Origin of the sequence: Pseudonocardia sp. (assembly GCF_029263155.1) — a bacterium.
Lineage (GTDB): Bacteria > Actinomycetota > Actinomycetes > Mycobacteriales > Pseudonocardiaceae > Pseudonocardia.
Genome location: NZ_JAJCYB010000120.1, coordinates 53400 through 77847, shown reverse-complemented (window position 1 = coordinate 77847; position 24448 = coordinate 53400). Strand labels below are relative to the sequence as shown.

The window sequence follows — 24448 nt, the reverse complement described above, 5'->3', positions numbered from 1 at the left end:
TCCGGTGACGACGGCCCAGTGGCCGCCCCGCCGCGGCTCGGCGCGCGGACGGCCCCGACCCGACCTGGAGGCCCTGACCGGCCTGCGGTCGGGCAAGCCGCACTACTACCCCGAGTACCGCGTGGCGGCCGAGCGGATGCGCCGCGTCATCCACGCCCTGGAGCGGATCTCCGCCGCGCTGGTGCGCACCATGGAAGGGTCCGAGGCACTGGTGCGGGCCGTCGTCGAGGCGGCGGCCAACCACCTGTCCGCGGAGTGGGTCGTGTTCGCCCTCGTCGACGGGGAGCTGGCCGACGCCCAGCCGCGGCACCTGGTCCGCGGCCCCGACGGTGCGGAGTGGCCCGACATCGGATCGGTGCCCGACCGCGTGCGCGACCACATCCACCAGGTCTGCCACGGCACCTCGGACGACGCGCACGACGGGGAGGTCGCCCGCCGCCACCTGCACGTGCCGGTGCGGCTCGACGGGCGGATCGTCGGCGGTGTCATCGCCTGGACACCCGAGGAGCGCGAGATCGACGACGTCGACCACTCGGTGCTGCGCATCCTGGCCGGTCAGACCGCCGCCGCCCTGCAGAACTGCGCCCTGCTCGACCACTCCGCACGGCTCTACGCCCACGCCACCCGCCAGGCCGACGACCTCAAGGCGCGCAACGACCAGCTCGTCACCACCCAGGCCGAGCTGGGGGCCGCGCGGCAGCGCGAGGTGCTCGACGTCGAGCGTCACCGCATCGCCCGCGAGCTGCACGACAGCGTCACCCAGTACGCCCTGTCCGCGGGCATGCACATCGAGCTGGTGCGCTCGGAGATCACCGACGACCGGCTGCGCGGGCAGCTCGACACCGCCAAGGACCTCACCCGCCGGGCCGTCGAGCAGCTGCGCTCGGCGATCTACGCCCTCAACGAGCGCGACGGTTGCGCCGACGAGGACCTGCCCTCGATGCTGCGGCGGCTCTCGGGCGTACACATGCCCGACGAGCTGCGGGTGGAGGTGCGGATCGGCGGGAAGCCCGTGTCGCTGCCCGCCGACTGCGAGCAGTCGCTGTTCCGCATCGCGGGTGAGGCGCTGTTCAACACCGCGGTGCACGCCGACGCGAGCCGGGCGGTGGTGCGCCTGGCCTACCACTGCGAGCAGGTCCGCCTGACGATCTCCGACGACGGCTGCGGCAGCCCCGACGACGTGCGCCGCAGCCTGCGCGCGGCCGGCCTCGCCGCCCCGTCCGGCGAGCACCGCGGGCTGGTCAACATGCAGACCAGGGCACGCGAGCTGGGCGGCACGCTGACCTTCCGGCGCGCGCGCCTGGGCGGGCTGCAGGTCCAGGTCGACGTGCCGGTGCCGTGCACACCCGACAGGAGCACAGCGTGATCGAGGTCGCGAGATCGGCGTTCGGTGCGGCGGCGCCGTGCACGGGAGCGACGGGGCCCGGCGGGGAGCGGCCGTGAACGCCACCGCCCGCACCGACGCCCCGACCCGGGCGCGGCCGATGCCGACCCGGATCGTGCTCGTCGACGACCACTCGATCATGCGGCAGGGCCTGCGGGCCGTGCTGGAGCGCGAGGAGGACCTGCGGGTGGTCGGGGAGGCGGGCACCCCGGCCGACGCGGTGGCCGCGGTCGCCGCCACCCGCCCGCACGTGGTGCTGCTGGACCTCAAGCTCACCGCGGGCCCGCAGACCGACGGCCTCGACGTCTGCCGCAGGCTGTGCGCGGCGCACCCGGGGCTCGGCGTGCTGGTGCTCACCACGTTCGCCGAGGACCGGCTCGTCGTCGAGTCCGTGCAGGCCGGGGCGCGCGGGTACGTCGTCAAGGACGTGGACACCACCGAGCTGGTGCGCGCGATCCGTGCCGTGTCGCGCGGGGAGAGCGCGTTCGACGCGCGCAGCGCCTCGGCGATGGTGCGCTCCCTGTCCGGCGGGGTGCCCGACCGCGAGCGCCTCACCGAGCGCGAGCTCGACGTCCTGCGCCTGCTCGCCCGGGGCCTGAGCAACCGGGCGATCGGCGCGGAGCTGTTCATCTCCGAGACGACGGTGAAGTTCCACGTGGGCAACCTGATGCGCAAGCTCATGGTCAGCCGCCGCGCGGAGGCGGTCTACGCGGCGACGAAGCTGGGCCTGCTGTAGTCGGTCCCGTCCGGACGAGTGGGGCTCCCGTCCGAACCCATGCGACGGAGGTCCCACTCGTTGCGACGCATAGGCTGCGCCGCCATGCGCCCCTACGCCGAGCGGCCCCTGCGGGTTCTCCGCCAACTGCTCGCCGACGCACTGGTCGTGGGGTGGGTGTGGTTCGTCGTGTCGGTCGCGCTGGCGGTGAAGGCGCTGATCGACGGGCTGCAGGGGCCGGCCATGACTCTCACCGCGGCCGGGGAGGCCGTGCGCGGTGCGTTCACCGACGCCGCGAACACCGCGCGGGGCGTGCCCTTCGTCGGGGAGGACCTCGCGCGGGCGCTGGGCACGGGGACCGGGGCGGGCGAGTCCCTGGCCGCGGCCGGACGGGACCAGGTCGCCACCGTCGCCACCGCCGCCACGGGTACCGCGATCGGGCTCGTCGTACTCGCCGCGGTGCCGGTGGTTCTCGTGTGGCTGGCGGTGCGGGTGCGCTGGATCCGGATGGCGGCGTCGGCCCGCGCGGTACGCGACGTCGACACCGACCTGCTCGCGCTGCGCGCGATGACCCGCCGGCCGGTGCGGCGGCTGCTCGCCGTGTCGCCGGACCCGGCGGCGGCGTGGCGCCGCGACGACCGGGCGACCATGCACCGCCTGGCGGCGCTGGAGCTGGCGTCGCTCGGCCTGCGCTCCCCGGAGCGCCCTCCGGACTGAGGACGCCGGGCGGCCGACCACGCGGCCGACCGGCACCGCGGGCCGCTCGCCGCTCAGGCGCGGACCGTGATCGTCTTGTCGTCGGTGAGCACCGGCCGGCCCTCGCCGCCGGAGGGGTCGTCCTCCATGATGCGGACGACGTAGTCGCCCGGTGCGAGGTCGAGGGTGAACGCGAACGGGGCGAACACCTGACCCTCCGCGGTGTTCGTGAAGCCGGAGTCGACGACCTCGCCGCCGGACTCCACCTCCCACAGCAGCGTCGCCTCGAACACCGCCGCCTCGCCGGTGACCTCGACGCGCCCGCTGACGGTCGCCCCATCGGCCGGGGAGTTGATCTGCACGAGCGAGCGGGTGGCGTAGATGTCGGCGCGCTCCACCGGTTCGGCCGTGGACACCGCCCCGAACAGCTCGTCCACCGGCTCGCCGTCGAGAAGGATCCGCACCGGGTCGACGGACTGCAGCGCCGCCTGCACCGTGTAGACGAGCTGCTGCACCGTCAGCGTGGCTCCCGCCGTCCCGACCTGCGCCCCCGGTGTCACCCCGGTCAGGTCGACGGTGATCACACCGTCGGACGTCGAGACCGGGGCGCCCAGCGCGGTGCCCTCGGGCCAGAGCGTGCGGTAGTCCGGGTCGTCGCCCGTCGGCGACGCGAGCATCTCGCGGACGGCGTCGCTCGCGGGGTCGTCGGTGGCCACCCGGTGGAACTCCCGCTGCAGCCGCAGACCTGCGGCGGTGTCGGCGACGTAGTAGACGGGGAGAGCGCGCTCTCCGGGCGTATCGGTGGTGGTGGGTGGCGGCGTCGGAGGCGGGCCGATCGGCCCCGGTCCGGACGGCGGGGAGCCCCCGCAGCCGGCCAGCACGATGCCCACCAGCACGGTCAGCGCGACCAGTCGCCGCATGCCGTCCACCTCCTCGTCGCCGCCGGTACCGGGCGAAGGTACCGGTCGGCCCCCAGGTTGCCCGGCCGCGGGCCGATCCCCCGTCCGGACCACCCGGACGGGTACGGCACGCTGCGGTCATGCCGCTGTTCTCGTTCGAGGGGCTCGCCCCGGCCGTGCACCCCGACGCGTTCGTCGCGCCCACCGCCACCCTGGTCGGCGATGTGCGCGTGGAGGCCCACGCGTCGATCTGGTACGGCGCGGTGCTGCGCGCCGACTTCGGCCCGATCATCGTGCGCGAGGGCGCGAACGTGCAGGACGGCTGCGTACTGCACGGCGGCGACGACCCGATCACCGAGATCGGCGCGGGCGCGACGATCGGTCATCTCTGCGTGGTGCACGGCTGCGTGATCGGCCCCGAGGCGCTGATCGGCAACGGAGCGACCGTGCAGGACGGCGCGCGGATCGGGGCCCGCTGCCTGGTCGGTGCGGGTGCCACGGTGCCGCCGAACACGGTGGTGCCCGACGGGCAGCTCGTGCTGGGCCCGGTCGGGCGGGAGACGGGTCCGCTCACCGGGTCGGCACGCTGGTGGGTGGAGGAGAACCCGGGGACCTACCGCGAGCTCGCGCGGCGGCACCGGCGCGGGGTGCGGCCGGTGGAGGGCTGAACGGTGGCCGCCGAGCGGGATCACGACGCCGAGGTCGAGCGCCTGGAGCGCGAGGTCAGCCTCCTGCTGCGGCGCTCCCGGAGCGTGCTGCGGGCCCTCGCCGGGCGCGTGCACCCCGACATCGACGCCGGCTCCTACGCCGTGCTGCTGGCGATCTCCCGGGCCGGGCCGCTCCGGTTGGTCGATCTCGCCGACGAGTTCGGCCTGGACAAGTCGACGATGAGCCGGCAGGTCACGACCCTGCAGTCGGTCGGGCTGGTGCGGCGCAGGCCCGACCCGCAGGACGGGCGGGCCTTCCTGCTCGAGCTCAGCGAGGACGGGCGCCGCCGGCTTGAGGAGGTCATGCGGTCGCGGCACGAGGTGTGGCGGCAGCGGCTGGCGGCCTGGTCGACCCAGGAGATCGCGGACCTCGCCGACGGGCTCACCCGGCTGGCGGCGACGATCCCGGATCCCGGGAGGGAACCACCGGTTGCATGACGCAACCATCTTCCATATAGTTGTCCTATGCACACGACGTCGACGGCCGACCCCGATACGGCGGTCGACGAACCCGACCAACCGCCTCGGGGAGATCGCGGGGCTGCGCGGGGTCGACCAGTCCGTCGTCAGCCGCCAGGTGGGTGAGCTCCAGGCCCGCGGCCTCGTGTGCCGCCGCCCCGATCCCGCCGACCGCCGCGCCGGCCTGGTCCGCCTGACCCCCGAGGGCCGTGCGCTGCTCGCCGGGGCGCAGCGGCTCAAGCGCGACCTCGTCCGCGGGGCACTGGCCCGGGCCGCCCCCGTCGACGTCCGTACCGCGGCCCGGGTCGTCGCCGCCATCGCCGACGAGCTCGACGACCGCCTCGGCGACCCGGATCCGCTCGCCTTCCCCCGCACGTCCACGACGAAGGAACTCCTGCCATGACCGCCACCGCCAGCGCGCAGACCGAGGGCGCACCCGCCGGGAACGGGCGCAACCGGCGCGAGGTGCTCACCGCCCTGTCCGGGCTGCTGCTCGCGATGTTCATCGCGATCCTGTCCAGCACGATCGTGGCCAACGCGCTGCCGACGATCGTCGCCGACCTGCGCGGCGACCAGACCGGCTACACCTGGGTCGTCACCGCCACGCTGCTCACCACCACCGCCACCACGCCGATCTGGGGCAAGCTCGCCGACCTGTTCAGCAAGAAACTGCTGGTCCAGATCGCGATCGTGATCTTCGTGGTCGCCTCGATCGGGGCCGGGCTGTCCGGCTCGATGGGCGCGCTGATCGCCTGGCGGGCCGGGCAGGGCGTGGGAGCCGGTGGCCTGCAGGCGCTCGCGCAGGTCGTCATCGCCGCGCTGATCCCCCCGCGGGAGCGCGGCCGCTACTCCGGCTACCTCGGAGCCGTGCTGGCCGCGGCCACCGTGTCCGGCCCGCTCGCCGGCGGCCTGCTCGTGAGCACCCCCGGGCTGGGCTGGCGCTGGTGCTTCTTCATCGGCGTGCCGATCGGGCTCGTGGCGCTCGTGGTGCTGCAGCGCACCCTGCACGTGCCGACGCTGCCGCGCGCGGTCCGGCTCGACTACCTCGGCGCCGCGCTCATCGCCGGTGGCGTGTCGGTACTGCTGGTGTGGATCTCGCTGGCCGGGTCGTCGTTCGCCTGGGCGTCGGGCACCTCGTACGCGCTCGCCGCGCTCGGCGTCGCCGCACTGGCGGTCGCCGTCATCGTGGAGTTCCGCGCCCCGGAACCGGTGATCCCGATGACGCTGTTCCGGGAGCGCACCGTGGTGCTCTCGGTGGTGGCGAGCCTCGTCGTCGGCGTCGTGATGTTCGGCGGCACGGTCTTCCTCGGGCAGTACTTCCAGGTCGCCCGTTCCTACGACCCGACCACGGCCGGGCTGCTGACGCTCCCGCTGATCGGTGGCCTGCTCGTCGCCTCGACCGTCTCCGGACAGCTGATCAGCCGTTTCGGCCGCTGGAAGCCCTACCTCGTCACCGGCGCGGTGCTGATCACCACGGGCCTGGCGCTGCTGTCGACCATCGACCACACCACCCCGGTCGTGCGGATCGGCGGGTTCCTCGTGGTGCTCGGCGTCGGCATCGGGATGAGCATGCAGAATCTCGTGCTCGCCGTGCAGAACACCGTCGACCTGCGCGACGTCGGGGCGGCGAGCGCGCTGGTGGCGTTCCTCCGCTCGCTCGGCGGCACCGTCGGCGTCACCGTGCTGGGGGTCGTGCTCAGCGCACGGGTCGCGCTGCTCAGCGGGTCCGCGTCCGGGCTGGAGGGGCTCGCGACCGACACCCCGGTGCAGGCCGAGGCGGTGCGGGCCGCCTACGGCGACGGCATCGCACTGGTCTTCGGGCTCGCGGCGGTGGCGTCGCTCCTCACCCTGGTGGCGGTGCTGCTCATCCGCGAGGTGCCGCTGCGCACCACCATCGGGAAGTCGCCGGAACCGGAGTCCGCGGGCCCGGCCGCCGAGGCGCGCGACCGCGTGGTCCCCGTGCTGGTGGCGGGGCCGACAGCCGCTCGCGGGTAGCCGCCGGCTCGGGCGGCTACCCGTGGGCCGGCGGGGGCTGGGTGAGGCCGGGGACCTGGCGGGTCCGGCCGCGGAACTCGGCCACCACGGTGTCCCCGGACCGCACCGTCACGTCGTACAGACCCGAGCGTCCGGTCCGCGCCCGCTCCACCGCCTCGGCGACCAGCTCGTCGCCCAGCGCGGTGGGCCGCAGGAACGCGATGTCCGCGCCCGCGGCGACGGCCGAGACGCCGTGGCTGTTGGACGCGTACGCGAGCGCGGCGTCGGCGAGCAGGAACACGTAGCCGCCGTGGCAGATCCCGTGCCCGTTGACGTGGCGCGCCGCGACCGTCATCCCCACCCGGGCCGCGCCGGGTGACACGCCGAGCAGGCGCACCCCGGCACCACGGCCCGCCGCGTCCGCGCGTTCCATCGCCGCGGCGCTGCGGCGGGCGATCTCCTCGGGCTGATCCATCCGGGCAGGATGTCACCCGCGACACCCGGGATAGGGTCCGGCCATGACCGTGACAGCACCGCCCGCAGGCCCCCGTGTGCTGCTGGTCTGGGACGCGCCGAACATGGACATGAGCCTGGGCACCCTGCTGGGGGCCCGGCCCACGTCGGCGTTCCGCCCGCGCTTCGACGCCGTCGGTCGCTGGCTGCTGGATCTGGCCGGGCCCGACGCGATCGCCGAGGCCACCGTGTTCACCAACGTGGTACCCGGCAGCACCGAGGTGGTGCGACCGTGGGTGGAGGCGCTGCGCAACGTCGGCTTCGCCGTCTTCGCCAAGCCGAAGATCACCGAAGACTCCGACGTCGACGACGACATGCTCGCCCACATCCGGCTGCGCGCCGACGAGGGCACGCTCGAACACGTCGTGGTGGCCTCCGGCGACGGTCGCGCGTTCCGCGAGCCGCTGGAGGAGCTGCGCGCCAAGGGCACCTATGTCACGGTCATCGGGTTCCGCGAGCACGCGACGTTCGCGGTGGCCTCGGACGTGATGGAGTTCGTCGACCTCGAGGAGATCGAGGGCGTCTTCCGCGAGCCACTGCCGCGGATCACGCTGGACTCGCTGCCCGACGGTGGTGCCTGGCTGCCCCCGTTCCGCTCGCTGCGCTCGTTGCTGGAGCCCCGCAGGTGATCCGGCTGACGGCCCCGGTCGTGCTCCCGTGCGACCCGGCGTGCTCGGTGCTGCGCGACGGCGTCGTGGACGTCGGCGACGACGGCCGCATCGCCTTCGTCGGTCCCGCCCCGCAGGCCCCGGCGGCGCCCGGCCCGGTGCACGCGGTGCCCGGCGCGCTGCTGCCCGGGCTGGTCAACACCCACGCCCACACCCCGATGCTCGCGCTGCGCGGCGCCGGCGGCGACCTGCCGCTGCTGCGCTGGCTGCACGAGGTGATGTGGCCGATGGAGGCCCGCCTCACCGGTGCCGACGTGCGCGACGCGATGGCCGCGGGCGCAGTGGAGCAGCTGCGCGCGGGCACCACCACCAGCGTCGAGATGTACTTCCACACCCAGGCCGTGCTCGATGCCGTGGTCGCCGTCGGCTCGCGGGTGCTGCTGACGCCCGGCGTGATCGCCGCACCGGGCTGGGACCGCCTGGGCACCTGGGAGCAGATGCGCGACGACATCTCCGCGCGCATCGACGCGGACGGGCTCACCACCGGCCGCGTCGAGCTGGGCTACGGCCCGCACTCGGCGTACACGCTGCCGCCCGAGGCGCTCGCGTCGATCGGCGAGCACGCGCGCGCACGCGGCGCCTTGCTGCACGTGCACGTCGCCGAGGCGGCCGACGAGGACGCGGTCGCCCGCGCCTCGCACGGGTCGGTTCCCGCACTGCTGGACGAGCTCGGCGTCCTCGACGGGCGGGTGCTCGCCGCGCACGCCGTCCAGCTCTCCGACGACGACGTGGCGCTGCTGGCCGCCCGGGGCACGGCCGTGGCGCACTGTCCCGGCTCGAACGCCAAGCTGGCCGCGGGCATCGCGCGGGTCACGGCGCTGCGCCGGGCGGGCGTGCGGGTCGGGCTGGGCACCGACGGGCCCGCCTCCGGCGACGACCTCGACGTCTGGGCGCAGGCCCGGCTCGCCGGGCTGCTCGCGCGCGTCACCAGCGGCGACGCGGCCGCCCTGACCGCCGCGGAGCTGCTGCTGATGGCCACCCGCGACGGCGCCGCGGCGATCGGCCGAGCCGACCTCGGCGCGCTGGAGCCGGGCCGCTGGGCCGACCTGGTGCACGTCGACCTCGACGATCCCGTCTTCACCGATCCCGGTGACGACGCGCAGCTGCTGTCCAACCTCGTGTGGGCGGGCGGCGCGCGCCTGGTCCGCGATGTGTGGGTCGCGGGGGAGCAGGTGCTGGCAGGCGGCGAGCCGACCCGCGTGGACCGGGCGACGACCACGGCTGCGGTCCGGGCCCTGGCGGCCCGCCTCCGTATCCCCTAGCAGCTTTCCCGCGTCGAGCACGCACCCCGTGCCCGACCGGTTCCGGGCGCAGTGCCCAGGATCGCGCCCTCGCAGCGGACCGTCCCGCATCCCGCATCCTGCCGCGTGTCCGCCCCGCGTTCCCGCCGCCCGCGCCGCGCGGCGCTCGCAGCGCGGTCCTCGTGCCGAGCTCTGTCTCGCGCGCTCGGCTGCGTCCCGCGCACCGCCGGGAGCGCGCGAGGCGCCGGTGGGTGCGCGAGGGGCCGCTGGGTGCGCGAGGGGCCGCTGGGTGCGCCATACGCGTGGGTGCGTGGGACGGCGCCGGGCGCTCGCCCGGGTACCCATGCCGGTGCGACGCGACGGGCCGGTGTCCGCACCGACCGCGGGTGGTCCGTCACCACCTGCGATGCGTGCGGGCCACCGGCCCGGTCCCTGCTCGCGGCCCGCTCCCCAGCCGACCGCTTCCCCGCGGCCCCGTCCCGGGCCCGGGTCGTCCGTGTCACCGGTGTCCGGCGCCCTCCAGCCGGAAGTGGTGCCGGCCACCGGCGCGCGGCTCCACGAGGGCGTGCGCGGCCGGGCGTCGCCGCCGGGCAGGCGGTGTCGGGTGTGCCGGGCGGGTCGGGGCGGCGAGCGACTGCACCGGGATCGGGGCGGTCAGCGGGTCGCGGCGGAACTCGTCGACCGCGTCCGCGGGCCGGGCGGCGGGCTCCTGCTGGCGGCCTCGCCAGCCGCCCCGGTTGAGCGCGTGGAAGATCGGGGTGAGTGCGGCGTCCTCGTCGAACGCGTGGCGACCCGACCGCCGTCTCTCGCTGTATGCCATGACCACTTCCGACACACGACACCTCCGTGTTCGTCGCCGATCGGCCCATCGTCGTCTGGACCGTTCAGCGCATTCCGACTACGACACCCACAACGGGGACACCCGCTCGGGGAAACGGGTTCGGAGCGACGGTTACAGGCGCTCGGCGCGATTACGCTCGTTCGGGTGGTGTTTTCTTCACGATCACACTCTCGTGGGTGTCCGTGCCGCGCCCGCTGCAGCCGTGGTGGCCAGAATCCACCCCGCGGCCACGAGCGCGCGCGCTATCCACCGCGACGCGCCCGGCGTCCGCCGGTAGCCGTCCGGCCCGAGGTACACGATCGGGAGCAGGGTGTCCGCGACGTCGATCCACGGGTTCCGGGCGGGATCCTGGCCCGCGCCGATCGGTGGAGGCTGGTGGAAGGCGAACCAGGTGCGGCCCAGTACCCCCGGGCTCACCGGCCGGCACACGCGGCCAACCAGGGGCGATGGCCGTCGCCCACGGTCCGGCGCGGCAGCGCGCCCCAGATCCGGGTGGCGCGACCGGCGGCGGCGCAGCGTCGGTGCTGCCGCGCGATCCGTACCCGCGCGGGAAGTTCCTCACGGCCCGTGCGCCGGTACGCCGCGGCCGGCTGGTCGGAGAAACCCGGCGAGCGGTCGTTCATCACGCTTTCGATGCAGCACGACCTCGTTCGGACGTCAATCACATGGGTGTCGTTCAACGATCCGTAGTCGAATCCGTCGATGAGGACGACTCCTTCGGCCGCACCGGACCAGCGAGTCCTCGAGTCGCGGAACGTGCCGATCCGGGCGTGGTCGAGCCGGACCACCCCGCGGTCGGCCCGCCTGCCGGATCACCAGGGCGGCCGAGAGCCGCCGACGCGGGCCCCGCGCCGGCGCCCCGGCCGGCGGCGGTGTCGTCGTCGTGAGGACGCTGACGGTCGCCGTCGCGGGCACGACCGTCCCGACCCGAAGGGGCCTTCGCCCGGTCGCGAGGGCGACCGTCGGCGCCGTAGCGCGTCCATCCCCGCTCCGGCAGCGCATCAGAGCAGGCCGGCCTCGCTCGCCTTGCCGATGGCCTCCACGCGGTTGCGCGCGCCGAGCTTGTGCAGCGCCGACTGCAGGTACGTCTTGACGGTGTTGCGTGCGAGACCGGTGCTCTCGGCGATCTCCGGGTTGGTGCGGCCCTGCGCGGCCAGCCGCAGCACCTCGTACTCGCGGCGGGTGAGGCCGCTGCGGGCCAGTGCCGCCTGGTTGCCCACCGTCCCGGGCACCATCCGTGGGTCCGACACCCGCTCGCCGCGCAGCACCCGGCGCAGCGCGGCCACCAGGTCCGTGGCGGCGGCGTCCTTGAGCAGGGCGCCGTGGGCCCCGGCGTCGAGCGCGGCCTGCACGCCGTGATGGTCGCCGTGGGCGGTGAACACCACGACCTTCGCCGCCGGGCAGCCCTCGCGCAGCCCGGCGACGACCTCCGGGGCCAGCATGTCGGGCAACCGCAGATCCAGCAGCACCAGGTCGGGTCGCAGCCCGGGGGCGCGCTCCAGCGCGGTGCGCCCGCTCTCCGCCGAGCCCACCACCACCAGCGCGGGCTCACCGCGCAGCAGCAGAGCCACGCCGTCGCGTACGACCGGATGGTCGTCGACCACCATCACCCGGGCGGGACTCATCCGACGTGCCCGGGCACGGGCAGCAGCATCCGCAACGTCGTGCCGCCGTCCTCGTCGTGCACCAGGCTGACCCGGCCGCCCAGGCGGGCGGCCTTCTCCACCAGCATCCGGATGCCCAGGCCCGCGCCGTCGGGCGTGTCGGCGATCGACTCCGCGGTGGGGCAGCCGTCGTCGGCGACCGCCACCTGCACGCCGCCCTCCACCATCCCCAGGCTGACGACGACGGTCGCCGCCCCCGCGTGCTTCTCGGTGTTGAGCAGCCCCTCCCGCACGGCGCTGATCAGCAACGTGGTGCGTTCGGCGTCGAGCGGGGCGACCTCGCCGAGCGGGACGAGCCGCGCAGGCACCCCGGTGCGGGCCTCGAAGCTGCGGCAGTGCTCGGCGAGCTCGATCGGCAGCGCGCGCTCCGGGCCGGACTCCGACAGCGCCAGCAGCGACTCGCGCAGTGCCAGCGACGCGGCGGAGACGTCGGATTCCAGGCGGCCCAGGCGCGTGCGCAGCACGGGGTTGTCGGGCAGCGTGGTGCGCAGGTCGCGCACCTGGGCGCCGATGGAGAACAGCATCGCGCCGACGGAGTCGTGCAGCGAGGCCTGCATGCGCTGGCGCTCCGCGGCCACCGCGGTGGTGCGGCCGGACTCGGCACGGTCGGCCAGACGCAGGGCCCGCGCCGCCTCCCGGGCGATGTTCTCCACGGCGCCCACGGCGTCGTCGCCGAACTCGCCCGCGCCGCGCAGCGCCGCGTAGGCGACCGCCACGGTGGCCGGGGCGCCGTCCGGCCGGTTCTCGAGGATCGGTACCGCCAGCATCGCCGACATCGCCTCGCGGCGCACCATCCCGTCGAAGTGGTGGGTGATGCTCGGTGCCGACACGTAGTCGCTGACCCGCACGGGCTGCCCCAGGGCGAGCACCCGCCCGCCGACACCCTGCCCGACGGGCACCGCGAGGTCCTGCAGCGAGTCGGTGCGGTTGCCCGCCAGCCACCGGATGACGGCCCGGCCCGGGCCGTCGAGATCGGCGACGAACCCCGCGTCGGCCCCGGCGGCGTCGCGGATCAACCGTGCGGTGCCGTGCAGGGCGAGCACGCGGTCGAGCACGGACAGCAGGCCGTCGCGCTCGGCCAGCAGGGCGTTGAGCACGTGCTCCTGCTCGCGGGCGCGCTCGGCCGCACGGTCGCTGGACGACATCCGCGGACGATCGCACACCTGGGACCGCCGCAACACACCCGCTTGCAGGGGTCAGCGCCCGCGGCTCTCCCGATCGCGCTCGGGCGCGGAGGCGGCGTGCGGTGCGACCGGGGGTGGGTCGGACGTCGGACCGGTCCGCGGCACCTGGCGGTCCCGCATGCGCACCGCGCGACCGACGAGCAGCCCGACGACGACGGCCACCGCGCACCAGGCGACCACGGCGACGAGCACCCACTCGACCACGGCGATGATCACCCCTCAGGTACGCGACGTGCACGGAGTGTGTTCACCGGAGAGTGTGCCGCTCCACGGTGACAAATGCACCTCGGCGTACCCGAAGGGGACCGATCGGACGATGGGTTCGGGCGGATCGGCCGTAGCGGCCCACCCGCCCGTGGTTCGGCGACCGGTCAGCGGCCGTTCGGTCGTGGCGGAGGGGTCGGCTCCGGCCGCCCGTTCCCCGTGCAGCTCATGTGGTTCTCCTTCGTGATGTCCGGCCTCACTCGAGGCCGGCGTCCAGCGTGATGGTGGTGCCGGAGAGCGCCTTGCTGACCGGGCAGCCGTCCTTCGCCTGCTGCGCCGCGGCCTCGAAGCCCGCCGCGTCCAGGCCGTCGACCTCGCCGCGGACGGTGAGAGCGATCCCGGTGATGGCGAAGCCGCCGGCCGGGTCCGGGCCGAGGGTGACCTCGGCCCGCACGTCGAGGGACTGCGGCGTGCCGCCGGCCTCGGCGATGAACGCGGAGAGCTGCATCGCGTAGCAGGCGGAGTGGGCCGCGGCGATGAGCTCCTCGGGACTGGTCGTCCCGCCGGCGTCGTCGGCCGCCCGCTTGGGGAAGCTGACGTCGTAGGTACCGACCTTGCTGCTGCTGAGCTCCACCTGACCGGCGCCCTGCTCCAGGGTGCCGTTCCATGCGGTCCGCGCGGTGCGAGTGGGCATCGTGGCCTCCGGGTCTCCTCGGTGTCGGGTTCTCGTTCTCTCCAACACCTGGGATGCCCGACCCGTCCGCGTTCTCACGGAGTGTGAGACGACCGGTCGGAGCTCGACGGCGAACGGGGGATCAGCGGGCGGCGGGCGCCGAGCCGAGACCCGATCCGGTGACGCTCCGCCGGTGAACGGTCGCGCGGCGATCGAGGGGGGTCAGCGGACCTCGACGCGGTCGCCGACGCGGAGGTGGCCGAAGAAGGCCTCGGCGTCCTCGAAGGCCAGCCGGACGCACCCGGCCGACGGCGTGTGCAGGTTGCCCTCGTGGAAGGCGATCCCGCCCGCGGCGAAGAACACGGCGAACGGCATGGGCGCCCCGTCGAACTCGCCGCTGCGGTGGTCCCGGTGCTTCCACTCGACCCGGAAGTCGCCCCGCGGGGTCTCCCGCTCGGGCCCGCCGGGGCTGATCGGCACCGGGCCGCGGGCGACGTCCCCGTCCTCGATCAGCCAGGCGATCCGCTCGTCCAGGTCGACGCACGCGCGCGCGGCCTCCGAGCACGGCGTGCCGTCGGCGATGTCGTCCGCCTGCGCGGTGCCCGTGGCACCGAGCGTGACCAGGCCGACGACGACCGCGGTCGCCGCCCAGCGACGCGCGAGACTGCTGTGCCTACCCATGCCGACGTCCTCACCCGTGTACCTCGCCGGCCCGACCTGCCGCGCGTCCGCCACCCCAACGAGAGACGGCGGAACGGGGTTACGGTGCGCGCCCGGATGGTGTTCCGCCGTGACGACGTAGGATTCGCGGGTCCGGACGTCGGCGCTGCTCCGGCGCGCAGGTCAGCGACGAGGGAGCCGCAGCCCATGCCCGAAACCGTCCCGATGCCTGCCGTGTCCCCCGCGGCGGCCGTCGTCCTCGCCGCGGGCGAGGGCACCCGGATGCGGTCGGCGGTCCCGAAGGTCCTGCATCCGATCGGGGGGCGCAGCCTGCTCGGGCACGCGGTCCACGCCACGGCGGCGCTCGATCCGGCGCACCTGGTCGTGGTGGTCGGACACGGCCGGGAGCAGGTCGCGGTCGCCGTCGGTGACTTCGCCGACGAGCTGCAGCGCACGGTGGTCACCGCCGTCCAGGATCGGCAGCTCGGCACCGGTCACGCCGTCGGCTGCGGCCTCGCCGACCTGCCGGCCGACCTCGCCGGGCCGGTGCTCGTGAGCTACGGCGACGTCCCGCTGCTGGAACCGGCCACGCTCGCCGCGCTGCTCGCCGCGCACCACGACGGCGGCTGCGCGGTCACCGTCCTCACCACGACCCTCGAGGACCCCACCGGGTACGGCCGCATCGAGCGGGGGCCGGGCGGGACCGTCACCGGCATCGTCGAGCAGGCCGACGCCGCGCCCGAGCAGCGGCGGATCCGCGAGATCAACTCCGGGGTGTACGTGTTCGACGCGGCGTTCCTGCGCGCCGGCCTGGGCCGCCTCGGCACCGGGAACAGCCAGGGCGAGCTCTACCTCACCGATCTCGTCGCGATGGCGCACGCCGACGGGTCGGGCGCGGGCGCCCTCGCGTGCGCCGACGCGTGGCAGGTCACCGGCGTCAACGACCGGGTGCAGCTCGCCGCCGTGCGCGCCGAGCTCAACCGCCGCGTGCTGGACCGCTGGATGCGCGCGGGCGTCACCGTCGTCGACCCGGCCACCACCTGGGTCGACGTGCAGGTGCAGCTCGGCGTCGACGTCGTGCTGCACCCCGGCACGCAGCTGCACGGCGTCACCTCGGTCGGCGACGGCGCGACGATCGGCCCGGACACCACGCTCACCTCGTGCGAGATCGGGGCCGGTGCGTCGGTGGTCCGCACGCACGGCAGTGACTCCGCCATCGGGCCCGGCGCGTCGGTCGGACCGTTCGCCTACCTGCGCCCCGGCGTCCGGCTCGGCCGGGCCGGCAAGATCGGCACGTTCGTCGAGGTGAAGAACTCCGACATCGGAGCCGGCACCAAGGTCCCGCACCTCACCTACGTCGGCGACGCCACCATCGGCGAGCACAGCAACATCGGCGCCTCGTCGGTGTTCGTCAACTACGACGGCGTGCGCAAGCAGCGCACCGTCATCGGCTCGCACGCCCGCACCGGCTCGGACAACACCTTCATCGCCCCGGTGCACGTCGGCGACGGTGCCTACACCGGCGCGGGCGCCGTCGTGCGGGAGGACGTCCCGCCGGGGGCGCTGGCGGTGTCGGCCGGGTCACAGCGGACCATCGAGGGATGGGTCGCGCGCAAGCGACCCGACACGGCGGCCGCGAGAGCGGCCCACGACGCCCTGGAGGCTGAAGCTCCGTGAGCGAGCGACAGCGAGCGAACCACCTGCGCGGTGCCCTGCGCGCAGCGCCGACCGAGTGCTGCGAGGGAGCGCGATGAGTGCCATGTCGGCCACGCCCAAGAAGAACCTGATGCTCTTCTCGGGGCGGGCACATCCCGAACTCGCCGAGCAGGTGGCCAAGCACCTGGACGTCACCATCACGCCGCAGTCGGCCTACTCCTTCGCGAACGGTGAGATCTTCGTCCGCTTCGAGGAGTCGGTGCGCGGCTGCGACGCCTTCGTCCTGCAGAGCCACTCCGCACCGATCAACGACCAGATCATGGAGCAGCTGATCATGGTCGACGCGCTCAAGCGCGCCTCGGCCAAGCGGATCACCGTGGTCATGCCGTTCTGGGGCTACGCGCGCCAGGACAAGAAGCACCGCGGTCGCGAGCCGATCTCCGCGCGCCTGGTCGCCGACATGTTCCTGGTCGCCGGCGCGGACCGGATCATGACCGTCGACCTGCACACCGCCCAGATCCAGGGCTTCTTCGACGGCCCGGTCGACCACCTCTTCGCCCTGCCGGTGCTCGCCGAGCACGTCCGGCGCACCTACGCCGACGAGGCCCTCGCGGTGGTCTCGCCCGACTCCGGCCGCGTCCGCCTCGCCGAGCGCTGGGCCGAGACGCTCGGCGGCACCCCGCTGGCGTTCATCCACAAGACCCGCGACCCGCGCAAGCCCAACGAGGCCGTCGCGAACCGGGTCGTCGGCGACATCGACGGTCGGCTCTGCGTCGTCATCGACGACATGATCGACACCGGTGGCACGGTGGCGAAGGCGGTCGAGGCACTGCTCGCCCATGGCGCGAAGGACGTGGTCGTGGCCGCCACCCACGGCGTCCTGTCCGGCCCGGCCACGGAGCGCCTCGCCAACTGCGGGGCCCGTGAGGTGATCTTCACCGACACGCTCCCGATCCCGGAGGAGAAGCGCTTCCCGGCGATGACGGTCCTGTCCATCGCGCCGCTGCTGGCCCAGGCCGTGCACCAGGTGTTCGACGACGGCTCGGTCACCAGCCTCTTCGACGGCAACGCGTAGCCCCCGCGAGTCGGGGTCTCCGGGCGCGCGAGTCGGGGTCTCCGGGCGCACCGATGCCCCGACACGCTCGCACCCAGGCCCCGACTCGCGGGTGGGTGCGGGGCCTGCGCGACCGGTCGCGTATCGTTTCCCCCAGTTCCGCGGCGAGGGCGGGTGTCCTTCTAGCCCGCCGTGATCGACGCAGGCCCGGTCCGTCCGGTGAGCCTCGCCGCGCGCTCACACGCAGACGTCTGACCGAGGAGTAACACCGTGGCCGAGGCCCGCATCGACGCCGAGACCCGCACCGAGTTCGGCAAGGGCGCCGCCCGCCGCACCCGACGTGCCGGCAAGATCCCCGCCGTGCTCTACGGGCACGGCACCGACCCCCAGCACCTCTCGCTCCCGGAGCTGGAGTTCAAGCGGGTCGTCCGCGAGCAGGGCCGCAACGCCGTGGTCACCCTGAACATCGGCGGCACCCCGCAGCTCGCGCTGACCAAGACGGTCGTGCAGCACCCGATCCGGCCCTACATCGAGCACGTCGACCTGCTGGTGATCCGCCGCGGCGAGAAGGTCGTCGTCGAGATCACGGTGCACATCACCGGCAGCGCGGCGCCGGGCAGCCTGGTCACCCAGGAGCTCAACACGCTCGAGGTCGAGGCCGACGTGTCGTCGATCCCGGAGTACGCGGAGGTCTCGGTCGAGGGTCTCGCCATCGGCACCCAGATCCTCGCCGGCTCGATCCCCATGCCCGCCAACTGCGAGCTCCGCACCGACCCCGAGGCGCTGGTCGTCAACGTCAACGCCGCGCCCACCGAGTCCGACCTCGAGGACGAGGTCGACACCGCGGGTGCCGGCGTCGTCGAGGACGCGCCCGACAGCGACGCCGGTGACGCCCCGTCGTCCGGGGAGTCCGACGCCGCCGAGGCGTCCGCCGACTCGGACGGCTGATCATGGTGCCGGGTCCTGCACTGGTCGTCGGGCTCGGCAACCCCGGGCCCGACTACGCGGCGACCCGGCACAACGTCGGCTTCCGCGTCGTCGACCATCTGGCGGCGCGGGCCGGCGGCGGCCGGTTCTCCAAGCACCGCGCGAACGCCGAGGTGCTGGAGGGTCGGCTCGCCGGTCGCCGGGTCGTGCTGGCCAAGCCGCGCACGTACATGAACGTGTCCGGCGGTCCGGTCGCGAACCTGGCGAAGTACTTCTCCGTGCCGGTCGAGGACATCGTGGTCGTCCACGACGAACTCGACCTCGGCTTCGGGGTCGTCCGCCTCAAGCGTGGCGGCGGCGAGGGCGGGCACAACGGGTTGCGGTCGATCTCGACGTCGCTCGGCACGCGCGACTACCTGCGCGTGCGATTCGGCATCGGCCGCCCACCCGGCCGCCAGGACCCCGCCGACTACGTGCTGCGGCGCTTCGCCGCGGCGGAGGTGAAGGAGCTCGACCTCGCCGTCGACCTCGCCGCCGACGCCGTCGAGGCCCTGCTGGCCGACGGGCTGGAGCCGGCGCAGAACCGGTTCCACGCCCTCTCGGGCTGACCCCTCCGCGCGCCGGTTCAGTCGCCCGGCCACTCCCCGGTCCACCGTTCGAACGCCCGTGCACCGCCGCGGTCGATGGCGGTCTTGACCACGGCGAAGATCGCTCCCTGCAGCGCGGCCGCGACGAGGATCTGCCGGAACGGGTACCCGGTCTGCCCGCTGCGCGCCACCCGATGCCGCGGCCGGGCCGCTCAGACGCGCGCCCGCAGCAACTCGCCGGTCGCCGCGCGGCGCAGCTTGCCCGAGGGGGTCTTCGGCAGGCTGCCCGGACCCAGTACGACGACCTCCGCGGGCCGTACCCCCACCGCGGACACCACCCGCCTGGTGACGTCCTTGCGGATCAGGGACTCCGCCGCCGGGTCACCGGCCTTGCGGGACTCGACGGCCACCAGGAACGACTCGCGGTGCGCCCCGTCGCCCGCGAGCTTGCGGACCGCCACGACGTTGCCGGCGCGGACGTCTCCGGCGTGGGCGGCGGCACGCTCGATGTCGGTGGGGTAGATGTTGCGGCCACCCATGATGATGACGTCCTTGCGGCGCCCGCACACCACGACCTCGCCGCCGACGACGTAGCCCTCGTCGCCGGTGTCGAGCCAGCCGTCGGCGTCCTGGGTGGCGACCGGCCCGTCGACGGTGAGATAGCCGGGCGTCACCGACTCCCCGCGCAGCTGCAGCACCCCGACCTCGCGCTCGCCGAGCACCGCGCCGGCGTCGCCGACCACCCGCACCTCGATCCCGGGCAGCGGCGGGCCCAGGCGGGGGAACCGGCGTCCCGTGCCCGGCTCGGCGCGCCGGTGGGACTCCAGCGCGTCCGGGTCGATCTCGTCGACCTGCAGCCCGGTCCCGACCGGCGCGAACGACACCCCGAGCGCCGTCTCGGCCATCCCGTACGCCGCGAGCACCGACTCGGGTCGCAGCCCGAACCGGGCGCCGGCGGCGGTGAAGGCGTCCACCGCGTCGGGATCGATCGGCTCGGCGCCGTTGAGCGCGATCCGCAGCGTCGACAGGTCCAGCGGGCCCTCGGCGCGCGCGAGCTGGCGGCCGAGCACGGCGTAGGCGAAGTTCGGAGCGGCCGTCACGGTGCCGCCGTACCCCGAGATCAGCTCCGCCCACAGCAGCGGGCGGGTGAGGAAGTCCACGGGCGTGACGGTCACGAGCTCCAGCCCGGTGGCCATCGGCACCGTCAGGAAGCCGACCATTCCCATGTCGTGGAACAGCGGCAGCCACGACACCATCACGTCGCGCTGCACGTCCAGCTCCGACGCCGTGACCATGCCCGCGATGTTGGCGTGCAGGTTGCGGTGGGTGATGCGCACGGCCTTGGGCTCGGCGGTCGAGCCGCTGGTCAGCTGCAGCAGGGCCGTGTCGTCCTCACCCGCGACGTCGGCGTCGGGGGCGGCGCCCGCTCGCTCGTCGCCGTCGGGGGGGTCGCCGTCCAGGGGGTCGCCGTCCAGGGAGTCGATGGTGCGGAACGCGATGCCGCGCTCGGTCAGCACCGGTGCGAGCGCGTCGAACGGGGCGCCCAGCAGCACCAGCTTCGCGCCGATCATGCCCAGTACGGACACGGTGTCCTCGGCCCAGGCGGCCAGGTCGGTGCGCGCGGTCGGCTGGTGCAGCATCGTCACGCTGCCCCCGCACAGCCACACGGCCTGGGCGGCGGGCGCGATCGACGCCGGCTCCCCGGCCAGCACACCCACCGACGATCCGGCGCCCAGCTCGGGCCGCAGCGAGCGGGCCATCCGGAGCGCGGACGCGTGCACCTGCGGCCAGGTGCGTCGCACGGGAGCCTTCGGCTCCCCGGTGGTCATCCCCCGCGACGAGTGCGCGGCGGAGTCCAGCAACATCGCCAGGAACCGGGACATGGGCGCGAGCCTACGTGCTCCGCGCGCCGTCGGTGATCCGTAACTCCACGGTGCACCACCGCTCGGCCGGACCCGCACGCCCCGCCGCCGAGTGCGGGCAGCGGGCCGGTCCGGGGCCACTACCATCGGCGCGTGTCCCACGCCGCGCTGCCCCCGTCCCCCGTCACCGCCGCCGTGGAGGCCGCCCTCCCCGGCGCCCGCGCGGACCTGGAACGGCTGGTGCGGATCCCGAGCGTCTGGGCTGATCCCGCGCACGCCGACGACACCCGCCACAGCGCCGAGGCCGTGGCCGAGCTGGCCCGCGCGGCCGGGGCCGTGGAGGTGGGCGTCGTCGCGGCCGACGGCGGCGCCCCCGCCGTCCTCGCCCACTGGCCGGCCCCGGACGGTGCTCCCACCGTCCTGCTCTACGCCCACCACGACGTCCAGCCCACCGGCGGCGACGCCGAGTGGACCAGCCCGCCGTTCGAGCCGACCGAGCGCGCCGGACGGCTCTACGGCCGCGGCGCCGCCGACGACAAGGCCGGCGTGATGACCCACCTCGCGGTGCTCCGCGCCTACGACGGCCGGCCGCCGGTGGGGGTCACGCTGTTCGTGGAGGGCGAGGAGGAGTCCGGCTCGCCGACGCTGCCCGCCCTGCTGCGCGAGCACCACGCCGCGCTGGCCTGCGACGTCATCGTCATCGCCGACGCCGCCAACCCCGCCGTCGACGTCCCCGCGCTCACCACGAGCCTGCGCGGCCTGGTCGATGTGATCATCGAGGTGTCGATGCTGGAGCGGCCGGTGCACTCGGGGGTGTACGGCGGCCCGGTCGGCGACGCGCTCACCGCGCTGTGCCGCACGCTGGGGAGCCTGCACGACGAGCACGGCGAGGTCGCCGTGCCGGGGCTGGTGCACGGCACGTCCGGGGCCCCCGAGTTCGACGAGGCCACGTTCCGCTCCGACGTCGGCCTGCTCGACGGCGTCGAGCTGATCGGCTGCGGCACGATCCCCGAGCGCTCCTGGAACAAGCCCGCCGCCGCGGTGTTGGGCATCGACGCGCCGCGCGTGGACGAGTCGTCCAACGTGCTGCTGCCCCGCGCCCGCGCCGCGGTCAGCCTGCGCCTGGCCCCGGGAGACGACGCCGGCAAGGCCCGCGACGCGCTCACCGAGCACCTGCGCGCCCACGTGCCGTGGGGGGCGCACGTCGACATCCACCCCCACCACGGCGCAGCCGAGCCGTTCAGCATCGAGGCCACCGGCGCCGCCTACGACGCCGCCCGCCGCAGCTTCGCCCACGCGTACGGCAACGACGCCGTCGAGACCGGGATCGGCGGGTCGATCCCGTTCATCGCGGAGTTCGCGCGCACCTTCCCGGGCGCCGCGGTTCTGGTCACCGGCGTCGGCGACCCGGCCAGCCGGTGGCACGGCATCGACGAGAGCCTCGACCTGGGCATGTTCGGGCGTGGCGTGCTCGCCGAGGCGCTGCTGCTCGCCGACCTCGCGCCCTAGCGCGGTGTCGGCGATCCGCATGCTGGTGCTCGGGGTGGTGCACCAGGCCGGTCAGGCCCACGGGTACCAGGTTCGCCGCGAGCTGCTGAGCTGGCGGGCCGACGACTGGGCCAAGGTCGCGCCGGGCTCGATCTACCAGGCCCTGCGGACGCTGACCAAGCACGGCCTCCTGGAGCCGGTGGCGACGGAGGCGGGCGACGGCGGGCCGGAGCGCACCGTCTACACCCTGACCCCGGACGGCGAGACCGAGCTGCTGCACCTGGTCCGCTCGACGATCACGGACGCGGTGCGCGATCCCGAGTCGCTCAACGCCGCCTTCGCGTTCCTGCATCTGCTACGGCGCCCCGAGGTCGTGGACCTGTTCCACCACCGCGTCCGTGCCCTGTGGGCCCGGCTGGTGCAGGTGGAGCCCCCGCAGGAGGCCCCGCCGCAGCCCGACGACGGGACCCCACCACAGGTGACGGCCCTGATGCGCCTCTACGCCGCGCAGATCCGCGCCGAGATCGACTGGGCGCTCGACGTCGCCGGGCGGGTCCGCGACGGTGAGTACGCGTTCGCCGACGACGTAACTAATCAAGCTTGACTAGCTGGGACGGCCGGGTCCAGGGTGGGGCGCGTGATACACGCACGCGGGCTCGCCCGCACCTTCCGCACGCGCAAGGGCACGGTGGAGGCCGTGTCCGGCGTCGACATCGACGTGTCGGCGGGCGAGCTGGTCGGCTTCCTCGGCCCCAACGGCGCCGGCAAGACCACCACCCTCCGGATGCTCACCACGCTGCTCGTCCCCACCGCCGGCACCGCCTCGGTGGCGGGCCACGACCTGCTCGCCGACCCCGTCGGCGTCCGCCGCAAGATCGGCTACGTCGGCCAGAGCGGCGGCGCGGGCCCGGACTGCCTCGTCGCCGACGAGCTGATCCTGCAGGGCCGGTTCTACGGCATGGGCTCCGCCGACGCCCGCGCCCGGGCGGGCTCGCTGATGGCGGACCTCGACCTCACCGGCCTGGAGACCCGCGTCGTCTCGACGCTGTCCGGCGGCCAGCGCCGCCGCCTCGACATCGCCATGGGCCTGATGCACCTGCCCGGCCTGCTGTTCCTCGACGAGCCCTCCACCGGGTTGGACCCGCAGAGCCGCGCCAACCTGTGGGGCCACATCCGCGGCCTGCACGCCGAGCGCGGCACCACCCTGTTCCTCACCACGCACTACCTCGACGAGGCCGACGCCCTCTGCGACCGCATCCTCGTGATCGACCGGGGCCGGATCGTCGCCGAGGGCTCGCCGGATGCGCTGAAGCGGCGGGTCTCGGGCGATCTCGTCCTGGTCGGCAGCACCGACCCCGCCCGCACCGCCGAGCTCGCCGCGGCGCTCGAGGGCGGCACCGAGCTCGTCGTCGACGGCCCGACCGTGCGTGTCCGCGTGCCCGACGGCGCGGCGGTGCTGCCCTCGCTGCTGCGCGGGCTCGACGCTGCGGGGGTCACGATGACCTCGGTGGAGGTCCGACGGCCCAGCCTCGACGACGTGTTCCTGACGCTGACCGGCCGCTCGTTGCGGGACGCCGAGCAGGGCGAGCAGGTCCCGGAACCGGCCGAGGTGACGTCGTGACCGTCCTCACCGAGACCTGGCTGATCTTCCAGCGGTCGATGAAGCAGTCGCTGCGCAACCCGTTCTGGGTGGTCATCGGGATCGTGCAGCCGTTCCTGTACCTGGCGCTGTTCGGGCCGCTGCTGATCCCGATCGTGCAGAACACCCCGGGCTTCCCGCCCGGTGACGCCTGGCAGGTCCTGGTTCCGGCGCTGCTCATCCAGCTCGGCCTGTTCGGCGGGCTGTTCGTCGGCTTCGCCATCCTCACCGAGTTCAAGGCCGGCGTGGTCGAGCGGATGCAGGTCACGCCGGTGAGCCGCACCGCGCTGCTGCTGGGCCGCGCGCTCAAGGAAACCGCGGTGCTGCTCACGCAGGGCGTCCTGCTGACGGTGCTGGCGATCCCGTTCGGCCTGCGGGCCCCGATCTCCGGCGTGCTGGTGGGGCTGGCCCTGGTCGCCGTGCTCGGGTTCGCGGCGGCGTGCGGGTCCTACGCGCTGGCGATGCAGGTCAAGAGCGAGGAGGCCTTCCTGCCGATCGTGCAGGCGGTCTTCCTACCGATCCTGCTGCTCTCGGGCATCCTGCTGCCGATGACCGTCGCCCCGCCGTGGCTGTTCGCGCTCTCGCGGGCCAACCCGTTCGTCTACGTCGTGGACGCGGCGCGGGCGGTCTTCCAGGGCGACCTGTTCACCACCACCGCGGTCGTCGGCATCGCGGTGGCCGTGGTCCTGGCGGCCGGCGCCCTGTTCTGGGGTGTGCGCGTCTTCCAACGCGAGAACGCCTGACCCACCCCCG

28 protein-coding genes are annotated in these 24448 nt (G+C 74.5%); 17 read left to right on the top strand and 11 right to left on the bottom strand.

Annotated elements, in window-relative coordinates; genetic code table 11:
• The first annotated feature begins 4 nt into the window (after positions 1-4).
• From Q1K26_RS25370 to Q1K26_RS25360, 3 genes are all read left to right on the top strand, one after another.
• Positions 5-1366: a histidine kinase gene (locus Q1K26_RS25370; protein ID WP_300018160.1), complete on the top strand. Its 1362-nt coding sequence runs from the start codon at positions 5-7 to the stop codon at positions 1364-1366.
• Between the two features lie 118 nt (positions 1367-1484).
• Positions 1485-2120: a response regulator transcription factor gene (locus Q1K26_RS25365; RefSeq protein ID WP_300018438.1), complete on the top strand. Its 636-nt coding sequence runs from the start codon at positions 1485-1487 to the stop codon at positions 2118-2120.
• An 84-nt stretch (positions 2121-2204) separates the two neighbouring features.
• Complete coding sequence (locus tag Q1K26_RS25360; protein ID WP_300018158.1) at positions 2205-2816, top strand: hypothetical protein; 612 nt, start codon at positions 2205-2207, stop codon at positions 2814-2816.
• 53 nt (positions 2817-2869) lie between these two features.
• Here the strand turns inward: Q1K26_RS25360 and Q1K26_RS25355 are convergent, their stop codons facing one another.
• Positions 2870-3715 carry a GerMN domain-containing protein gene (locus tag Q1K26_RS25355; protein ID WP_300018155.1) on the bottom strand — a complete coding sequence of 282 codons (846 nt, stop codon included), beginning with the start codon at positions 3713-3715 and terminating at the stop codon, positions 2870-2872.
• 119 nt (positions 3716-3834) lie between these two features.
• Between Q1K26_RS25355 and Q1K26_RS25350 the strand changes: the two genes are divergently transcribed.
• From Q1K26_RS25350 to Q1K26_RS25335, 4 genes are read left to right on the top strand one after another with little or no spacing between them, the layout of a single operon-like run.
• Entirely contained in the window at positions 3835-4362 is a 528-nt protein-coding gene (locus Q1K26_RS25350; protein WP_300018152.1) for a gamma carbonic anhydrase family protein, read from the top strand.
• A 3-nt stretch (positions 4363-4365) separates the two neighbouring features.
• Positions 4366-4839 carry a MarR family transcriptional regulator gene (locus Q1K26_RS25345; RefSeq protein WP_300018149.1) on the top strand — a complete coding sequence of 158 codons (474 nt, stop codon included), beginning with the start codon at positions 4366-4368 and terminating at the stop codon, positions 4837-4839.
• Positions 4832-5263: a MarR family winged helix-turn-helix transcriptional regulator gene (locus tag Q1K26_RS25340; protein WP_300018145.1), complete on the top strand. Its 432-nt coding sequence runs from the start codon at positions 4832-4834 to the stop codon at positions 5261-5263. The genes Q1K26_RS25345 and Q1K26_RS25340 overlap by 8 nt, the downstream gene beginning before the upstream one ends.
• Positions 5260-6855, top strand: coding sequence for an MFS transporter (locus Q1K26_RS25335; RefSeq protein WP_300018142.1), 1596 nt, complete (start codon positions 5260-5262; stop codon positions 6853-6855). The genes Q1K26_RS25340 and Q1K26_RS25335 overlap by 4 nt, the downstream gene beginning before the upstream one ends.
• 16 nt (positions 6856-6871) lie before the next feature.
• Here the strand turns inward: Q1K26_RS25335 and paaI are convergent, their stop codons facing one another.
• On the bottom strand, positions 6872-7309 hold the full coding sequence (gene paaI / locus Q1K26_RS25330) for a hydroxyphenylacetyl-CoA thioesterase PaaI (RefSeq protein ID WP_300018139.1): 438 nt from the start codon (positions 7307-7309) through the stop codon (positions 6872-6874).
• Between the two features lie 43 nt (positions 7310-7352).
• Here paaI and Q1K26_RS25325 point away from each other — a divergent pair, with 43 nt between their 5' ends.
• Entirely contained in the window at positions 7353-7976 is a 624-nt protein-coding gene (locus tag Q1K26_RS25325; protein WP_300018137.1) for an NYN domain-containing protein, read from the top strand.
• Positions 7973-9277 carry an amidohydrolase family protein gene (locus Q1K26_RS25320; RefSeq protein WP_300018134.1) on the top strand — a complete coding sequence of 435 codons (1305 nt, stop codon included), beginning with the start codon at positions 7973-7975 and terminating at the stop codon, positions 9275-9277. Before Q1K26_RS25325 ends, Q1K26_RS25320 begins: the two co-directional genes overlap by 4 nt.
• A 478-nt stretch (positions 9278-9755) precedes the next feature.
• Here the strand turns inward: Q1K26_RS25320 and Q1K26_RS25315 are convergent, their stop codons facing one another.
• The 7 genes from Q1K26_RS25315 to Q1K26_RS25285 form a co-directional block, all read right to left on the bottom strand.
• The gene (locus tag Q1K26_RS25315; RefSeq protein ID WP_300018131.1) at positions 9756-10076 is read right to left on the bottom strand and encodes a hypothetical protein; all 321 of its coding nucleotides are present in this window, start codon (positions 10074-10076) and stop codon (positions 9756-9758) included.
• 434 nt (positions 10077-10510) lie between these two features.
• Entirely contained in the window at positions 10511-10885 is a 375-nt protein-coding gene (locus Q1K26_RS25310) for a hypothetical protein (RefSeq protein ID WP_300018128.1), read from the bottom strand.
• A 213-nt stretch (positions 10886-11098) separates the two neighbouring features.
• Entirely contained in the window at positions 11099-11722 is a 624-nt protein-coding gene (locus Q1K26_RS25305) for a response regulator transcription factor (protein ID WP_300018125.1), read from the bottom strand.
• Positions 11719-12906, bottom strand: coding sequence for a GAF domain-containing protein (locus tag Q1K26_RS25300; protein WP_300018122.1), 1188 nt, complete (start codon positions 12904-12906; stop codon positions 11719-11721). Before Q1K26_RS25300 ends, Q1K26_RS25305 begins: the two co-directional genes overlap by 4 nt.
• Positions 12907-12957: 51 nt before the next feature.
• The gene (locus Q1K26_RS25295; RefSeq protein WP_300018119.1) at positions 12958-13161 is read right to left on the bottom strand and encodes a hypothetical protein; all 204 of its coding nucleotides are present in this window, start codon (positions 13159-13161) and stop codon (positions 12958-12960) included.
• Positions 13162-13405: 244 nt separating this feature from the next.
• The gene (locus Q1K26_RS25290) at positions 13406-13843 is read right to left on the bottom strand and encodes an OsmC family protein (RefSeq protein ID WP_300018117.1); all 438 of its coding nucleotides are present in this window, start codon (positions 13841-13843) and stop codon (positions 13406-13408) included.
• A gap of 201 nt (positions 13844-14044) precedes the next feature.
• Entirely contained in the window at positions 14045-14503 is a 459-nt protein-coding gene (locus Q1K26_RS25285; RefSeq protein ID WP_300018114.1) for a L,D-transpeptidase, read from the bottom strand.
• A gap of 186 nt (positions 14504-14689) precedes the next feature.
• On the opposite strand from Q1K26_RS25285, the gene glmU reads away from it, so the two are divergent.
• The 4 genes from glmU to pth all read left to right on the top strand — a co-directional run bounded on the left by glmU (position 14690) and on the right by pth (position 18727).
• Positions 14690-16159, top strand: coding sequence for a bifunctional UDP-N-acetylglucosamine diphosphorylase/glucosamine-1-phosphate N-acetyltransferase GlmU (gene glmU / locus Q1K26_RS25280; RefSeq protein WP_300018111.1), 1470 nt, complete (start codon positions 14690-14692; stop codon positions 16157-16159).
• A gap of 73 nt (positions 16160-16232) precedes the next feature.
• The gene (locus Q1K26_RS25275; RefSeq protein WP_300018108.1) at positions 16233-17213 is read left to right on the top strand and encodes a ribose-phosphate diphosphokinase; all 981 of its coding nucleotides are present in this window, start codon (positions 16233-16235) and stop codon (positions 17211-17213) included.
• A 249-nt stretch (positions 17214-17462) separates the two neighbouring features.
• Positions 17463-18140, top strand: coding sequence for a 50S ribosomal protein L25/general stress protein Ctc (locus tag Q1K26_RS25270; protein ID WP_300018105.1), 678 nt, complete (start codon positions 17463-17465; stop codon positions 18138-18140).
• A gap of 2 nt (positions 18141-18142) precedes the next feature.
• Positions 18143-18727 carry an aminoacyl-tRNA hydrolase gene (gene pth / locus Q1K26_RS25265; protein WP_300018102.1) on the top strand — a complete coding sequence of 195 codons (585 nt, stop codon included), beginning with the start codon at positions 18143-18145 and terminating at the stop codon, positions 18725-18727.
• 17 nt (positions 18728-18744) lie between these two features.
• Here the strand turns inward: pth and Q1K26_RS25260 are convergent, their stop codons facing one another.
• Positions 18745-18897 carry a DUF4235 domain-containing protein gene (locus tag Q1K26_RS25260; RefSeq protein WP_300018099.1) on the bottom strand — a complete coding sequence of 51 codons (153 nt, stop codon included), beginning with the start codon at positions 18895-18897 and terminating at the stop codon, positions 18745-18747.
• 21 nt (positions 18898-18918) lie between these two features.
• Positions 18919-20589 (bottom strand): fatty acyl-AMP ligase, encoded by a 1671-nt coding sequence (locus Q1K26_RS25255; protein ID WP_300018096.1) that lies wholly within the window; start codon positions 20587-20589, stop codon positions 18919-18921.
• Positions 20590-20721: 132 nt separating this feature from the next.
• Between Q1K26_RS25255 and Q1K26_RS25250 the strand changes: the two genes are divergently transcribed.
• The 4 genes from Q1K26_RS25250 to Q1K26_RS25235 are packed head-to-tail and all read left to right on the top strand — an operon-like array spanning position 20722 to position 24438.
• Entirely contained in the window at positions 20722-22077 is a 1356-nt protein-coding gene (locus Q1K26_RS25250) for a dipeptidase (protein WP_300018093.1), read from the top strand.
• A 4-nt stretch (positions 22078-22081) separates the two neighbouring features.
• A complete protein-coding gene (locus Q1K26_RS25245) occupies positions 22082-22660 on the top strand; it encodes a PadR family transcriptional regulator (RefSeq protein WP_300018090.1) in 579 nt (192 codons plus the stop codon).
• 33 nt (positions 22661-22693) lie between these two features.
• On the top strand, positions 22694-23677 hold the full coding sequence (locus Q1K26_RS25240; protein WP_300018087.1) for an ATP-binding cassette domain-containing protein: 984 nt from the start codon (positions 22694-22696) through the stop codon (positions 23675-23677).
• Positions 23674-24438, top strand: coding sequence for an ABC transporter permease (locus tag Q1K26_RS25235; protein ID WP_300018084.1), 765 nt, complete (start codon positions 23674-23676; stop codon positions 24436-24438). The genes Q1K26_RS25240 and Q1K26_RS25235 overlap by 4 nt, the downstream gene beginning before the upstream one ends.
• Positions 24439-24448 lie beyond the last annotated feature (10 nt).

Coding starts and splice junctions, on each gene's coding strand:
- Q1K26_RS25365 (WP_300018438.1), top strand. CDS start 1,485: ATGCCGACCCGGATCGTGCTCGTCGACGACCACTCGATCATGCGGCAG.
- Q1K26_RS25335 (WP_300018142.1), top strand. CDS start 5,260: ATGACCGCCACCGCCAGCGCGCAGACCGAGGGCGCACCCGCCGGGAAC.
- Q1K26_RS25305 (WP_300018125.1), bottom strand. CDS start 11,722: ATGAGTCCCGCCCGGGTGATGGTGGTCGACGACCATCCGGTCGTACGC.
- Q1K26_RS25290 (WP_300018117.1), bottom strand. CDS start 13,843: ATGCCCACTCGCACCGCGCGGACCGCATGGAACGGCACCCTGGAGCAG.
- Q1K26_RS25360 (WP_300018158.1), top strand. CDS start 2,205: ATGCGCCCCTACGCCGAGCGGCCCCTGCGGGTTCTCCGCCAACTGCTC.
- Q1K26_RS25350 (WP_300018152.1), top strand. CDS start 3,835: ATGCCGCTGTTCTCGTTCGAGGGGCTCGCCCCGGCCGTGCACCCCGAC.
- paaI (WP_300018139.1), bottom strand. CDS start 7,309: ATGGATCAGCCCGAGGAGATCGCCCGCCGCAGCGCCGCGGCGATGGAA.
- glmU (WP_300018111.1), top strand. CDS start 14,690: ATGCCCGAAACCGTCCCGATGCCTGCCGTGTCCCCCGCGGCGGCCGTC.
- Q1K26_RS25255 (WP_300018096.1), bottom strand. CDS start 20,589: ATGTCCCGGTTCCTGGCGATGTTGCTGGACTCCGCCGCGCACTCGTCG.
- Q1K26_RS25325 (WP_300018137.1), top strand. CDS start 7,353: ATGACCGTGACAGCACCGCCCGCAGGCCCCCGTGTGCTGCTGGTCTGG.
- pth (WP_300018102.1), top strand. CDS start 18,143: ATGGTGCCGGGTCCTGCACTGGTCGTCGGGCTCGGCAACCCCGGGCCC.
- Q1K26_RS25300 (WP_300018122.1), bottom strand. CDS start 12,906: ATGTCGTCCAGCGACCGTGCGGCCGAGCGCGCCCGCGAGCAGGAGCAC.
- Q1K26_RS25285 (WP_300018114.1), bottom strand. CDS start 14,503: ATGGGTAGGCACAGCAGTCTCGCGCGTCGCTGGGCGGCGACCGCGGTC.
- Q1K26_RS25315 (WP_300018131.1), bottom strand. CDS start 10,076: ATGGCATACAGCGAGAGACGGCGGTCGGGTCGCCACGCGTTCGACGAG.
- Q1K26_RS25275 (WP_300018108.1), top strand. CDS start 16,233: ATGAGTGCCATGTCGGCCACGCCCAAGAAGAACCTGATGCTCTTCTCG.
- Q1K26_RS25355 (WP_300018155.1), bottom strand. CDS start 3,715: ATGCGGCGACTGGTCGCGCTGACCGTGCTGGTGGGCATCGTGCTGGCC.